12 protein-coding genes are annotated in these 13,557 nt (G+C 57.7%); 8 read left to right on the forward strand and 4 right to left on the reverse strand.

Going from position 1 to position 13,557, the window contains the following annotated elements; all coding sequences use genetic code 11:
• Nucleotides 1-358 precede the first annotated feature (358 nt).
• Together ACR0J2_RS12305 and ACR0J2_RS12310 are read right to left on the reverse strand one after the other, a co-directional pair.
• Complete coding sequence (locus tag ACR0J2_RS12305) at nucleotides 359-1,900, reverse strand: acetolactate synthase large subunit (RefSeq protein ID WP_480812730.1); 1,542 nt, start codon at nucleotides 1,898-1,900, stop codon at nucleotides 359-361.
• A 208-nt stretch (nucleotides 1,901-2,108) separates the two neighbouring features.
• Nucleotides 2,109-3,077: a LysR family transcriptional regulator gene (locus ACR0J2_RS12310; RefSeq protein WP_170806852.1), complete on the reverse strand. Its 969-nt coding sequence runs from the start codon at nucleotides 3,075-3,077 to the stop codon at nucleotides 2,109-2,111.
• 129 nt (nucleotides 3,078-3,206) lie between these two features.
• Here ACR0J2_RS12310 and ACR0J2_RS12315 point away from each other — a divergent pair, with 129 nt between their 5' ends.
• The 6 genes from ACR0J2_RS12315 (at nucleotide 3,207) to ACR0J2_RS12340 (ending at nucleotide 10,177) form a co-directional block, all read left to right on the forward strand.
• Nucleotides 3,207-4,214, forward strand: coding sequence for a TAXI family TRAP transporter solute-binding subunit (locus ACR0J2_RS12315; protein ID WP_170611471.1), 1,008 nt, complete (start codon nucleotides 3,207-3,209; stop codon nucleotides 4,212-4,214).
• Between the two features lie 80 nt (nucleotides 4,215-4,294).
• Nucleotides 4,295-6,508 carry a TRAP transporter permease gene (locus ACR0J2_RS12320; RefSeq protein WP_480812731.1) on the forward strand — a complete coding sequence of 738 codons (2,214 nt, stop codon included), beginning with the start codon at nucleotides 4,295-4,297 and terminating at the stop codon, nucleotides 6,506-6,508.
• A 4-nt stretch (nucleotides 6,509-6,512) separates the two neighbouring features.
• Nucleotides 6,513-7,751: an NAD(P)/FAD-dependent oxidoreductase gene (locus ACR0J2_RS12325; RefSeq protein ID WP_480812732.1), complete on the forward strand. Its 1,239-nt coding sequence runs from the start codon at nucleotides 6,513-6,515 to the stop codon at nucleotides 7,749-7,751.
• A gap of 28 nt (nucleotides 7,752-7,779) precedes the next feature.
• Nucleotides 7,780-8,520, forward strand: a complete 741-nt coding sequence (locus ACR0J2_RS12330) for an aspartate/glutamate racemase family protein (RefSeq protein WP_170806848.1) — start codon at nucleotides 7,780-7,782, stop codon at nucleotides 8,518-8,520.
• A gap of 332 nt (nucleotides 8,521-8,852) precedes the next feature.
• Nucleotides 8,853-9,944, forward strand: coding sequence for a peptidoglycan-binding domain-containing protein (locus ACR0J2_RS12335; protein ID WP_480812733.1), 1,092 nt, complete (start codon nucleotides 8,853-8,855; stop codon nucleotides 9,942-9,944).
• A gap of 68 nt (nucleotides 9,945-10,012) precedes the next feature.
• On the forward strand, nucleotides 10,013-10,177 hold the full coding sequence (locus ACR0J2_RS12340; RefSeq protein ID WP_480812734.1) for a hypothetical protein: 165 nt from the start codon (nucleotides 10,013-10,015) through the stop codon (nucleotides 10,175-10,177).
• A gap of 20 nt (nucleotides 10,178-10,197) precedes the next feature.
• Here the strand turns inward: ACR0J2_RS12340 and ACR0J2_RS12345 are convergent, their stop codons facing one another.
• Together ACR0J2_RS12345 and ACR0J2_RS12350 are read right to left on the reverse strand one after the other, a co-directional pair.
• Nucleotides 10,198-10,347 carry a hypothetical protein gene (locus ACR0J2_RS12345; protein WP_170806846.1) on the reverse strand — a complete coding sequence of 50 codons (150 nt, stop codon included), beginning with the start codon at nucleotides 10,345-10,347 and terminating at the stop codon, nucleotides 10,198-10,200.
• A gap of 184 nt (nucleotides 10,348-10,531) precedes the next feature.
• Complete coding sequence (locus tag ACR0J2_RS12350; protein WP_480812735.1) at nucleotides 10,532-11,008, reverse strand: Lrp/AsnC family transcriptional regulator; 477 nt, start codon at nucleotides 11,006-11,008, stop codon at nucleotides 10,532-10,534.
• Nucleotides 11,009-11,096: 88 nt separating this feature from the next.
• On the opposite strand from ACR0J2_RS12350, the gene ACR0J2_RS12355 reads away from it, so the two are divergent.
• Nucleotides 11,097-12,107, forward strand: coding sequence for a pyridoxal-phosphate dependent enzyme (locus ACR0J2_RS12355; protein WP_480812736.1), 1,011 nt, complete (start codon nucleotides 11,097-11,099; stop codon nucleotides 12,105-12,107).
• Nucleotides 12,100-13,224 carry an amidohydrolase gene (locus ACR0J2_RS12360; protein ID WP_480812737.1) on the forward strand — a complete coding sequence of 375 codons (1,125 nt, stop codon included), beginning with the start codon at nucleotides 12,100-12,102 and terminating at the stop codon, nucleotides 13,222-13,224. The genes ACR0J2_RS12355 and ACR0J2_RS12360 overlap by 8 nt, the downstream gene beginning before the upstream one ends.
• The last annotated feature ends 333 nt before the right edge of the window (nucleotides 13,225-13,557 follow it).

Consider the following 13,557-nt stretch of genomic DNA (forward strand, 5'->3'; position numbering starts at 1 on the left):
GCCCTTGCTGAACAAGTTCAGCGCTCAGCCGCGACCCGATAAAACCCGCGCCCCCCGTGATCAGAATCTTCATTAAGCTATCCACCATGTCTACAGATGGCGCGTCACTAGTTCATTAATACTTCGATTGCAATCGGGGCGCGCATTGCAGCCTGCCGTTCTGCCACGGTGGTTGCAGCATATCTGGCATGTCCCGAGGGGTATGTTTTTGAGGTTCGAAACCGCTGTTCGCCACCGGTTCTTCTCGCTCTGTTCTACCCTCGCCTAACACGCCTTAGACCCAACAGGGTCAAACACCGCGCTCTAAGGTGTCGTATTCTTATTGCTCTCCCGAGGCGCGGCGACGTATCGGGCACCATCAGACGATCAGCTCGATCAAGAATGGACCGAGTCTTGCGAAACTGGCCTGCATCAGATCGCCAAGCTGGTCCAGATCGGTGGCCACTGCGGCCTCGACCCCCATGCCGTTGGCCAGATTGGCCCAGTTCAGATCCGGTTTGCCAAGGTCCAGCATGTCCATCGCCGTAGGGCCCGGCGTTGCACCGACATTGCCGTATTCGCCGATCAATATCTGGTACTTGCGGTTCGAGATGATGATCGTCGTGCAGGGCAGCCCTTCGCGCGCCTGTGTCCAGAGCGACTGAAGCGAATACATCGCCGAGCCGTCGGCCTGCAAGCTGATCACCCGGCGTTCACCTTTAGCCGCGATGGCGGCCCCGGTGGCCACCGGCAGGCCATCGCCAATGGCCCCTCCGGCCAGATGCAGCCAGTCATGGGCTGGGGCCGCGAAGGTGTGCGGATAGAAAGCCCGTCCATAGGACACGCTTTCATCCGAAATGATCGCATTCTCGGGCATCAAAGCCGCAACTGCCTGCGCCAGACCTTCCGGGCTGCAAGCGCCCGAAGGGGCCTCGGGTCGAGGGCCAGGATCAGGGATCGCGACGGCGGGCGCGTTCAGTTCATCCACCAGTGCCTGAAGCGCGGCTTCGGCGTCCTGATCCGGGCGCGACAGACGAATGAAACGTGCGTCGTCGGCATATTGGGTCGAGGATTTCCCCGGATACGCAAAAAACCCCACCGGAGGTTTGGCACCGACCAGAATGATGGTCTTGAAATTCGCAAGCGTTTCGCGCGCCAGGTCGGTGTCATAGGGCACCCGCACCAACGGCAGACGCCCGCGTCCCCGCGCCAGATGCGGCGTGACGAAATCTGCCATCAGCGCCGCGCCGGTCGCCTGCGCCACCCGCCAGGCCAGGCTCTGCGCGGGGGTCAGCACACCGTGGCCTGCCATCAGGATCAGGACATTTTCGTCATCCCGCAGGGTGCGGGCGGCCTGAGCGACAGCCGCAGGATCGATCTTTGCCGGGACTGGAACCGGCAGCGGATGGGCAACCCTGCCGCCCTTATCCCAGCTGACATCCGAAGGCAGGATCAGTGTGGCGATCTGCCCCGGCATAGTTTTTGCTGCCTGAATGGCACGGGCCGCATCGGCCCCGACCTGATCGGATCGCGAACTGGTATGCACCCAGTTCGACACCGTGCGCGCCATACTGTCCGTGTCGGCCTGTAACGGAGCATCGTGCCTGGCATGATAGGTGGCCTGATCGCCCACGATATTGACTATCCCCGACCGCGCCCTGCGGGCATTATGCAGGTTGCCCATTCCATTGGCCAATCCCGGACCGCAATGCAGCAAGGTCGAGGCTGGCTTGCGCGCTATCCGGAAATAGCCGTCTGCCATGCCAGTGACGACGTTCTCCTGCAGGCCAAGAACGCAGTGCATCCCCGGGATCTGATCCAGAGCCGCCACGAAATGCATCTCGCTGGTGCCGGGATTGGCAAAACAAGTGTCCACACCCGCCCCAAGAAGTGTTCTGACCAGGCTTTCTGCACCATTCATTCTCGCTCTCACCGTTCGAAAAGTCTCGTCTGCACATCAGCCTAGCGGCCTCAGCGGCCGATCAGAACCCGTTATGTGCCTTCAGTAATGCCTTTCCTAACTCCTGAACATGACAGCTTGTCGCCTGGACCGGCAGAGCACGATGAAGAGAAAACCGGCGTGATCGTCGCAAGGTATCTCGACGCCCGCCTTTGATGATCACGATTATTCAGTCTTGCTTGCCTTCGGTTTCATCAACCCATTCTGCACGGGGATTGGCCCCCACTTCCTCCAGTTTCTTCAAAACTTCGGCTTTCCAGCCTGCCTTGATGTTGAGCGCGAGCTGTGACGCCGGTCGGTGGTCAGGCTGAAGGATCGCGTATTCATATCTGAGCGGGTTTTCGAACGGCAAAAACGCAACCTTCCCCTGAGACAGCCCCAATTCACGTTCGGTGGCAAAGGTCAGCGGATCAACGATGGTGCAGCACTGACCCGAACTTACAAAGGGGATCAACGGAAGAAAGTACTGGCAGGTGACAGTCGGTTTGTAGTTTGCAGATTCGTCCTGAAACTCTTGCCGGATCTTACGCTGGAACGGATGGGTTTCGTGCAACCCGCCCATGGGGATCCCATCCAGATCAGAAATCGTTATGCTTTTCCGGGACGCCAGAGGGTGTGCGCTGTCTATGGCGCAAAAACAGTCAGCCCCGATGAGTTCGGCTGAATATTGCGGCTTTCTGCCGGCAGAGTGTTCAAAATCAGCGAAACCAAAATCGATATTCTGGGTACCTGCAAGCTCCATGATCTGGGGCGAACTGCGTGTGGACAGCGTGATGCGTATATTGGGGTTTTCCCCGACCGACTGGCTGATGAACCGCGGGAACAGAAACGCCGAAGGACCAGGCATTGTGGCGATGTTCAAACTGCCGGAATGCCCTTTGATCAGCCCTTCCATGGTACTGGAAATCGTCGAAAGCCGATCCAGGATACCCGTAGTTTCCGCCAGAAGGTAATGCGCTTCCGGAACCGGCACCAGACGCCGCCCTTTGCGTTCGAACAACGTAAGACCCAAGTTCTTTTCAAGGTTCTTCAATGCCAGGCTGATCGCTGGTTGCGTGCGGTTCAGTTTTTTCGCCGTCTGAGAAATGGAACCGGTTTCCATCACTTCGCGAAATACGGCCAGTTGGGTAAGATTCATGCGCTATATATAAGCTAAATTTTAGTTTTGTGAAATATAACAAATTTGTATTTATGTGAATTCCCTCTACGCTGGCGGGATCAAATTTCGGGCAAACCGAATCCGATGATCCACAACTTGGAGGAAACGATGAGACTATCGAAATGCCTGGCAGGCATCGCTCTGGCTGGCGCGCTGGCCGCACCGGCGCTGGCACAGGACCCGACCTTTTTCCGCATCGGTACCGGCGGGGCTGGCGGAACCTACTTCCCCATCGGCGGCACAATCGCAAACGGGATTTCTGCCCCTCCGGGTTCGCGCCCGTGTGAAGAAGGCGGCCAGTGCGGCGTGCCCGGTCTGATCGCGATTGCGCAATCCACCACTGCGTCTGTCTTTAACAATGCGGCCGTTCAAAACGGCGAGTTGGAGGCCGGTCTGGCCGCCGCCGACGTCACGCGCTCGATGTATCTGGGTGAGGGCAAATTCGAAGGCAAACCGCATCCTAACCTGCGCATCGTTGCTAATCTGTTCCCGGAAGACCTGCATCTGGTGCTGCCTGCCGGTCAGACCATCAACGACCTGAGCGATCTGGAAGGCAAACGTGTTGGTATCGCGCAGGCGGGTTCGGGCACTCAGGTGGCCGTTCTGCAGATGCTGGACGCCTGGGGCGTCAACCGCGACAACATGGACGAGGCCGAACTGAACAACAGCCAGAGCGCGGAGCGTCTGGCCGACGGTCAACTGGACGCCTATTTCTATGCTGCGGGCTGGCCGGTCGCCGCGATGGTTCAGCTGTCCTCGACCAAGGGCATGAACCTGCATTCCTTCTCGGACGAGGATCTGGCGAAGATCAATGAGATCATTCCGGCTTATATCCCCTCGGCCATTCCGGGTGGTGTGTACGAAGGTATCGACGGTGAGACTAAGACACCGGCCGTCAGCGCGATGCTGGTTGTATCCTCGGACCTGTCTGAAGATCTGGTCTATCAACTGACCAAGGCCCTGTGGAACGACAACACCCGCAAGCTGCTGGATAACGGCCATGCTAAGGGCAAGCAGATCACTGCTGAGACAGCGCTGGACGGTGTCGAGGCGCTGGGTGTTCCGCTGCATCCAGGTGCTGAGAAGTTCTATAAAGAAGCCGGACTTCTTCAGTAATCCGATCTCAGGAAACTCAAACACCCGGTGCCCCGCCTGGGGCACCGGGTTCTCGAAATACGCGCAATCAGGGGGCCATCATGTCCGAGACACTGAAACTTGATGACCACGAGCTGACAGCCGAGGAACTGGCTGCCATCGAAGAACAATTCGACGAAGGCGCCGCCGTCCGGCAAGTGTCGCCCGCAACCGGCAAGGTTCTGCGAGTCGTCGCTCTGATCTTTGCATTCTATGAATTCTTCACCGCCGGGTTCGGCCTGCCCGCCGATCACTGGCACATGGGCATCTATCTGGCCCTGCTGTTCATTCTGGTTTATGCGACAATACCGATTATCGGGGCCAAAAGCCTCTATGCGCTTAAAGTAAGCCGCTTCCGCATCGGTAACATTCCACTCTACGACTTGGTCTTCATGGCGTTGGGGATCATCGCTGCGCTGTATGTCGGACTCGCATGGCGCGGCATTCCGTTTCTCGGGATCGAGGAACAGACGTTCCGCATGGGCAACCCCAACACGTACGACGTGATTTTGGGCGTAATCATCATCCTGCTGGTTCTGGACATCGCGCGCCGTACTTTGGGCTGGGTGCTGCCGCTGATCATCTGTGTCTTTATCTCATACGCTCTGTTGGGTCCGTATTTCCCCGGCTTGCTGCAACATCCCGGTGTGAACTTCAAAACTTTCGTGTCGTCGATGTACTTCCCACAGGAAGGTATCTACGGCGTCACCCTTTGGGTTGTTTCCACAATTGTGTTCCACTTTGTGCTGTTTGGCGTCATCGCCCAGCGCACAGGGCTGGGGCAGCTTTTCATCGACAACGCAACCATTTTGGCGGGCCGTTATACCGGCGGTCCGGCAAAAGTGTCGGTGGTATCCTCGGCGTTCTTCGGCACGATTTCGGGTTCTTCGGTGGCCAACACCGTTTCGACCGGCGCGCTGACAATTCCCAACATGAAGCGCCTGGGATACCCCGGCCATTTTGCAGGCGGGGTCGAGGCCGCGTCCTCGGCCGGTGGCCAGATCACTCCGCCGATCATGGGGGCGGCCGCCTTCATCATGGCCGAGTTCCTCGAGGTTCCCTATACAACCATCGTGATCGCGGCGATCTTCCCGGCCATCCTGCACTATGTCGGTGTCTTTGCTGTCGTGCACCTGATGGCGCGCAAGCTGAACCTGAAGGGTCTGGCGAAAGAGCAACTGCCGCAGCTCAAGGCTGTCTGGGCCGAAGGCTGGGCCAACATCGTGCCTCTGATCGGCCTGTTGGTAGTGCTGTTCACGGGCTACACGCCGTTCATGTCCGCCTTTTGCGGTATCTCGCTTGCCGTGATCGCGGGCATGTCGCGCCTGAAGCAACCTCCGACGCTGATCTACGCAGCCGCATTCCTAGCCTTTGTCCTCTGGAAGTTCTCGGATGGCGGCTTCGATCTGACCATGACGGTGATCCTGTGCGCGCTGTCGGTAATCGCGACCCTCAACCCCCAGAAACGGATCGAAGTACCCGAGATGCTGGCTGCGGTGGAACTGGGTGTCAAATACTCGCTGGCCGTTGGTGCCGCTGCCGCCGCCGTTGGCATCGTCGTAGGCGTGATCAACACGACCGGCATCGGGTTCCGCATCGGTTTCATGGTGACGCAGGGCGCGGGCAACCTGGCGGCGGATTTGTATAACATGATCTCGTTCGGCAGCTTCCAACTGTTTGCTATGGAAGACCTGCAGCTGTTCATCTCGCTGGTGTTCATCGCCATCGTCTGCATCCTGATGGGCGCAGGCATCCCGACCACAGCGTTATACATCATGCTGGTTTCGGTCGCACAGCCCGCGCTGGCGCAATTGGGCGTGCCGCCCATCGCCAGCCACCTATTCGTGCTCTACTACGGTGTCGTGTCCGAGATCACGCCGCCGGTCTGCACCTCGGCCTATGCGGCCGCGGCCATTGCCAATTCCAACCCGTTCCGAACCGGGCTGTCCGCCTTTACGCTTGGGCTTGGCAAAGTCATCGCGCCCATGGCCTTTGTCTATGCACCGGTTCTGCTGTTCGTGTCGTCAACCGGGTTCAATCTGTGGGAGTTCACGTACACTGCCGCCAGCTGCATTGCAGGGGTCATCGCCCTGTCCGCCGCCGTGGTAGGATATTGGCTAAAACCTCTGAACATAGCCTCGCGTATCTTGATGGCATTGGCAGGCGTTATCTTTGTCGCGCCCAGCCTGACCGCTGATCTGATCGCGCTGGCCGTGGCCTCTCCGGTCATTGTCACCCAGATGATCGCCCGCAACCGCAGTCATTCCCCGGCATAACACCATGGCGGAGCAAGTCACCATCATCGGCGCTGGCATCGTCGGCATCTGTTGCGCGTTGTCCCTGCAGGAGCGCGGCATTCCCGTCCGACTTTTGGACAGAAGCGAACCGGGGCAGGAAACCTCGTTCGGAAACGCAGGCGTTGTCTCTCCGTGGTCGATCATCCCGCAAGCCGTGCCGGGGATCTGGAAAAAGCTTCCGGCAATGCTGCTGAACCCAAAAAGCGCGCTGTCTGTCCGGCTTTCGTTTTGGCCAAAGATGGTTCCCTGGGGGATGCGCTTTCTGGGTAACTCCGGCGAAAAGACGGTGCGTGAGATTTCGGATGCAATGGAGCTGTTGTGCCGTCCTTCCATTGATCTGTACCGGCGGCATCTGCAGGGCACCGGTCACGAGGATCTGATCACCGACAGCTTCTATGTCCACGCGTTCCGCCATCCGGAACAGGCCAACCTGGATGGGCTGGACTACCTCATTCGGCGGGAAAAGGGCGGCGACCTCGACCGCATCGATGGCGTCGAATTGCGGCGTATCGAACCTGCGCTGAGCCGTGATTTCAAGGCTGCCATTGTGATCAAGGGTCAGGCACGCGTCACATCTCCGGGGCGGTTGGCTGCGGTTCTGGCCGACAAGGCCAGAATACAGGGCGCAGAAATCGTCCAAACCGAGCTAAAAGGGCTGAGCCGTGCGCAGGATGGCGGCTGGCAGCTTGCCACCGCGCAAGGGCTCCTTCATGCCGACAAGGTCGTTCTGGCCGCCGGGGTCTGGTCAGCCGAAATCCTGAAACCCCTTGGCTTGTCGATCCCGCTGGTCGCCGAGCGCGGATATCATGTCGAGTTTCCAACGCCTTCCGCCAGTCTGAACAATTCGGTCATGGATGTGGACGCAAAAGTTGTCGCAAGCTCGATGCAGGGTGGCCTTCGTGTCGCGGGAACAGCCGAGTTCGCAAGCGTCGACGCGCCCGCCGATCCCGGAAAGCAAAAGACACTGACCGCGCAAGCCAAGTCCATGGTTCCGGACCTTGATACAAGCGGCGCAAGGTTCTGGATGGGGCGGCGTCCGTCCTTTCCGGACAGCCTTCCCGCAATCGGACCTTTGAACGGAAAAGATGGTCTCTACACGGCGTTTGGCCATTCCCACTATGGGTTGATGATGGCTCCGAAAACCGGCGAGCTTGTGGCCGACATCATCTCCGACCGCAGCCCAAATATCGACCTGGACCCGTTTTCACTGGCCCGGTTTTGAACCTCTGATCTGAAAGGAGCTGACGACCATGCCAATTTACGAAGGCGGCCAGAACATCTGTGGTGCCTCGATAGGGGTTTTATGCCTTGAGAGCTATTTCCCCAAACCTCCGGGTCATATCAAGAACCCGTCCAGCCTGCCGTTTTCGGTGCTATACGAAATGATAGATGGCGTTACCGTCCCGACCCTGTTGAAGAACCCGACCCCGGAACTGCTGGGCCCCTTTATCGCCGGGGCACGGCGCCTTGAGGCCGAGGGTGTACGGGCCATCACCGGCAGTTGCGGTTTTCTGGCGCTCTTCCAAAAGGAACTGGCGGCTGCTGTGTCCGTCCCGGTCTTTGCATCCAGTCTGATACAGGTGCCTTTGGCGTTTCACATGACCGGCGCAAATGCCCCAGTGGGCGTGCTGACCGCAGATGCGTCGGCACTAACGCCGAAACATTTCGAAGGTGTAGGTGCCGCGGGCATCCCCGTCGCGGTACAAGGGCTGGAGGACAGTACCGAATTTGCCGAAGTGATCCTGCGCAACACGCGAACGCGTATGGACACTGATCTTATCGAAGTTGAAGTCATGCAAGCGGTTCGCAGCCTGAAGCGGAGGGACCCGGGCATCCGGTCATTGGTTCTTGAATGCACCGATCTGCCACCCTATGCCGCGCGGATTCAGGAAGAACTGCAGCTTCCCGTTTTTGACCTGACGACACTGGCGCAGATGGCGCATTCCGTAAGCACGCGCAGTTCGTATTCAGGGATCATGCCCTGGTCTTAAAAGTCAAAAGGCACGCTGTTGGACGTGCCCAAAAGCACGAGCCGGCGACGTTACAAATGTCGGCGGCTTTCGCCGGCACACTAAAAAAGACGCGCGCATCCCAACGGTTATGATCCTGACAGATGGGCAAAACCTGTTTTCGCGTTTGCGGCAGGCCCTCGGAAACAAGTCCGGTCTTGAAGGGTTGCCCAACACCGCAATGACACCCGGGCCCGGCAGAGAAGATCGAAGTCAGAGTGTCCCACAGAGCGGATTTGCATCGCTGGAAGGGGAACAATCGGCTACTCTGAACGCAAAGCTGCTGAACCTTGGAGACCTTCTTGCGGAGACGAATGCCAAATCTGACGTGCGACAAGACCCTGCAAAGACGAGTTTCAACTCTGGCCTATGCCCTGCTGCTTTGGGTTTGCTTTCATGGGGTATCCACCGCTCAGGTTGCTGACCCCGCGCAGTTGGCGGCCGCCGCGGATTGCATCCGAAAAGCGATCTCAGGGAATCCTCAGATCGACGTTGAGATTGAATTTGAAGTTGGTCCAGCCGGCGACATCGTGGGGCTACCGGTGATGACCGCGCCGGCGGCCGCCCGGTCCGCGCATCGCCAGTTCTACTTTTTCTTCGCGTCTGCGCTGGAGGGTTGCGCGCCGTTTCGGGATGGCCTTGAGCGCCAGAGATACAAAGCCAAGTACAGCCAGGGCAACCTGACCATAACCGGTGCGCCAGCCGCACAGTCCGCATTGCTCCGGGAAGCTCCGCCTGCGTTGAAACAGCTTCCGCCGCTAAGACCGCTCCCACCGCTGAAACCGGTGCCGGAAAATGGCACTGCAGAATCGGAAGCTGCCTTGGCGCTGGACAAACAGGCGATCCGCGACATACAGGCCCGGCTGATTGTTCTGGGCCATGATCCGAATGGAATAGACGGTGTTATGGGTCGCGGGACCAGAGGGGCAATACAGGCGTGGCAGGCCAGCCGGGGCTTTCCGGCAACGGGTTACCTTTCAGCCAACCAACTGGCAGCACTCAGGATCCAGTCGGAAGCGCCGTTGCAATCCTGGCTTGCGTTTCCCGACAACAGCAACCTCTACAACCCTCCGCCCCCGATTCCGATTGGGCCAACGGAAATGTCGGGGAACTGGCGTTTCACAACAACCTGCGGATCCCGCAGCAAAATCGGACAGCAGAAAATTACGGGCGCTATGAAGGTCAGACATGTCGGTGGCGGCAATTACACGGGCCAGGTGAAAACCTCGCAAGGGTTTACTGGGCGATTCAACGGTCGGTTGTCGGGGCGTCGAATGTCGGGTGAGATTAATTATGGCTTCCTGCTGGGGCGTGTTCGCAGCAACGGGGTTGTCGCGGACCAAAAACTGGCAATCAGCGGGCGCGATTCAAACGGTTGTTCGTTCTATGCGGCAAAAACCAGTTAGTACTGTTTTGACTTGGACTGGTTTCAACCGTCTTCACCAAACCTGACTTGCCACACGTTCTCGCACTGATGGTTAGGTCGCAAAGGCTGTCGTCTGACACAGACGAGACACCGGAAACCGCACCGATATTCCTGGATGTCTGGCTGTTTACCCATGCCGATCAAGGCGGACGCGCATCCCTGGCAGTCATGAAGGAATGGCTGTCGGGTTTTCTGTGGCCAAATCCGACATAACAACCGCCGTTGGTCAGCGTTCAGGCCGTCGTGCTAATTGCCCGGTTGAACGTCTGGAAGTCGCAGGGATTGCCCAGCCGGACACCGTCCTTTGCAACGTTGTCCACTGTACACTTGGCAAGCGGCGTATTCGAACCGCCAGTCTGCAACAGGGTCGCAAGCCACTCCATTCATCATCCAAAGCAAAACGACGGCGATACAAGCGGCATTTGCGGTGGCTGATCGAAGCCGGCGATGAAGACCGAGTTCGCTTCCGAGCTTTGGTGCGACTAACGCGTCAATATGGCAAGAGATTTCAAAAAAAGTTGCCCAAAGCCGTGCCGTACAGAGTGAACGACTTCACGAGGGTTTTCGTCACCCCAGCCCGTCCCCATCAACCGGAATACCTAATCCGATTTTTTTCCGTCCCATGACCACAGATGTTCGAAAGCGACGGACGTTTGAATTGTCGAAAAACAGCCGCTTCGTAAGTTCTTGAAAATCATCCATGTCCTTTGCAGTGCAGACCAGACAGAAGTCGGCGTCTCCTGTGATGTAATAGCACTGCTGGACCATGGGCTCGGACTGCACCTGACGCGAGAACGCGTCTATCTGATCCTGACGTTCCCGCTCCAGTTCAACCATGACGATGAAGCTCATCGCGACGCCAAGTTTTTTAGCGTCAACAATCGCCACTTCGGACAGAATAGCCCCCGAGGTTCTGAGCGCTTTCAGACGCCTTTGTACGGATGCGACAGACAAGCCCGTCTCTGACGCAAGGGCTTCGAGGCCCATCTTTGCATCGGCCTGCATCAGTTGAAGCAGCTTTCGGTCAAACTGATCGAGTTTCACGCGACACCCTCATCATTTAGAGAAAATTTCCCACAACTTCGGTAAATTTGACCATAATAGATCATCATTTGCGCGTACAACTCTCTCCATGAAAAACTCAAAGATACTCGACGTCGCAAAACCGCTGGCTCTGCTTGCTGCATGCCCTGCCTACAGGCCAAGCCCCTTGGAGACCCGCAGTTTCCAGGGAAGACCGATGCTGATCAAGGACGAAACCGGCAGAATGGGCTTGGGCGCATTCAAAGCGCTCGGTGGTGTTTATGCTGTCGCCAAGCTGATCGAAGCGCGCGTTGGCCACCCCGTAGAAGCAAACGCCTTTCTGGACGACATTGTAAAGGACATCGCACGCTCGATGACTTTTGTTTGTGCCAGCGCAGGTAATCACGGCATGGCTGTGGCCGCTGGCGCGCGTCTGTTCGGAGCAACGGCCCGCATTCACCTCGCCAAAACGGTGCCCGAGGACTTCGCCATTCGTCTGCGGGACAAGGGCGCAGAGGTAGTTCGGTCCGGCGACGACTACGAGGAAAGTGTTGCAGAAGCCATTGCCGATGCCGAGGCAACCGGCGCCATCCACCTCGCCGACGGCTCCTGGCCCGGATACACCGAACCACCCCGGCTGGTTATGGAAGGATATACCGTCATTGCCGAAGAAATTCGGCAGGCGTTGGAGACCGCCGGAACCTGGCCCAGCCATGTATTTTTGCAGGCCGGCGTTGGCGGCCTGGCCGCAGGGGTCGCTTACATGATCCGGTCCAATTGGCCGGTTCAGCCAAAGATCATAGTCGTCGAACCGGATGCCGCGCCTTGCCTCAAGGAAAGCGCCATGGCGGGTGAGATCGTCACTGTAGAAGGACCCGTGTCAAACATGGGGCGGCTCGATTGCAAGACACCGTCCATGTTGGCCCTGGATATTTTGAAACAGTGCGCCGATGATTGGGTTACGGTCAGCGACCAACAGGCTTTGGATGCCGTAAAACAGGCCCAGGACCTGGGTTTCTCCACGACACCTTCCGGTGCGGCAGGTTTGGCAGCCTGCTTGATGGTTGAAACCGACCTGCCGCTGATCATCCTGTCCGAAGGAAGTGTGGCCGATGCTTGACCTCACCGCATTTCGTCGGGATTTGCATGCCAACCCGGAAACCGGTTTCGATCTTGACCGGACCTCTGGACAGATCGCAGCAGCGTTGGAAGACGCAGGGCTTGAAGTCACCCGTGGGGTTGGCCGGACTGGTCTCGTCGCGACCCTGCGACGGGGTCCCGATGAAACTGCGATCGGCTTTCGTGCCGATATGGACGCCCTGCCGATACATGAGGCGACAAACTTGCCCTATCGCTCTAAAACGGAAAGCAAGTTTCATGGATGCGGGCACGATGGTCACAGCACCATGCTGCTTGGGGCCGCGCTGGAACTTGCGGCGGATCCATCATTGAAACGGACCATTCACTTCATCTTTCAGCCGGACGAAGAAAACGGAAATGGAGCCGCCGCGATGATCGCGGATGGTTTGTTCGACCGCTTCCCCATGGCCGCAATCTTCGGTCTTCACAACATGCCGGGAATGGAGCTTGGTCATTTCGCCACGCAGGCAGGGCCATTCTGCGCGTTTGAGGATAATTTCGAGATCCATATTCAGGGTCGGGGCGGGCACGCTTCCATGCCCGAAAAAGGCATCGATCCGATTGTGGTCGGTGCCGCGATTGTGCAGCAATTGCAATCGATCGTCTCTCGCTCGCTTCCAGCCAGCGAACACGCAGTGGTTTCCATCACCGAATTCCTGACGGACGGTGCGCGCAATATCCTGCCCAGCAATGTAACACTGCGCGGGGACTGCCGAGGTTTCACGGGGGATGTGTCTGAAAGCATAGAACGCAGAATGCGCGCGATTGTGGCCGGTTTATGCGCAGCGCACGCAGCAGAGGCGCAAGTTGATTACTCGACTTCCTTCCGACCACTGGTGAACGACGACAGGGCAACCGATTGTATTTCAGGCGCGGCCCGTGACGTTGGTAGAATAAACGATACTTATGGCCGGGTCGGTTTTTCGGAAGACTTTGCCGAGTTTCTTGCACATCGTCCGGGGGCATTCATCCTGATGGGTAACGGGGTTGAGGGGAACAATGCGATGCCGCTTCACAACCCGTCATATGATTTCAACGATGATGCTATCCGCCATGGAATTGCGTTTTGGACCAACCTTGCACGCCGGGAGTTCTGATACGGAAGGCTGTGTTCAAGCACATGATTTGAACGGCGGCATTGTTACGCCGATCTTATACTGGTGATACGTCAAGCCTATGAAACGCTTCCGGATGAAGCGCAGACATCCAATGATTACGGCAACCATTACAAGGGCCGTCAAAGCGTGCCGCCGAGAAGTTTATGTTGGGCCGGGTTAAAAAGGCGCATCGAAGCCCTTGACCCGTTAACAAAGTGGGCTTCTTCATTGAAAGAATATTTCCTAGGATGTCATCGTAAATTGTACCGAGTGTATTGAAAGCTAAGCTAACAGGGAGATGCCTGTTGTTGGAGCGCAGACATTGCGCTCTGC

It is taken from the genome of Ruegeria sp. CG4, assembly GCF_056537185.1.

Coding starts and splice junctions, on each gene's coding strand:
- ACR0J2_RS12345 (WP_170806846.1), bottom strand. CDS start 10,347: ATGGAGTGGCTTGCGACCCTGTTGCAGACTGGCGGTTCGAATACGCCG.
- ACR0J2_RS12310 (WP_170806852.1), bottom strand. CDS start 3,077: ATGAATCTTACCCAACTGGCCGTATTTCGCGAAGTGATGGAAACCGGT.
- ACR0J2_RS12320 (WP_480812731.1), top strand. CDS start 4,295: ATGTCCGAGACACTGAAACTTGATGACCACGAGCTGACAGCCGAGGAA.
- ACR0J2_RS12335 (WP_480812733.1), top strand. CDS start 8,853: ATGCCAAATCTGACGTGCGACAAGACCCTGCAAAGACGAGTTTCAACT.
- ACR0J2_RS12355 (WP_480812736.1), top strand. CDS start 11,097: ATGAAAAACTCAAAGATACTCGACGTCGCAAAACCGCTGGCTCTGCTT.
- ACR0J2_RS12325 (WP_480812732.1), top strand. CDS start 6,513: ATGGCGGAGCAAGTCACCATCATCGGCGCTGGCATCGTCGGCATCTGT.
- ACR0J2_RS12340 (WP_480812734.1), top strand. CDS start 10,013: ATGGTTAGGTCGCAAAGGCTGTCGTCTGACACAGACGAGACACCGGAA.
- ACR0J2_RS12305 (WP_480812730.1), bottom strand. CDS start 1,900: ATGAATGGTGCAGAAAGCCTGGTCAGAACACTTCTTGGGGCGGGTGTG.
- ACR0J2_RS12315 (WP_170611471.1), top strand. CDS start 3,207: ATGAGACTATCGAAATGCCTGGCAGGCATCGCTCTGGCTGGCGCGCTG.
- ACR0J2_RS12330 (WP_170806848.1), top strand. CDS start 7,780: ATGCCAATTTACGAAGGCGGCCAGAACATCTGTGGTGCCTCGATAGGG.
- ACR0J2_RS12360 (WP_480812737.1), top strand. CDS start 12,100: ATGCTTGACCTCACCGCATTTCGTCGGGATTTGCATGCCAACCCGGAA.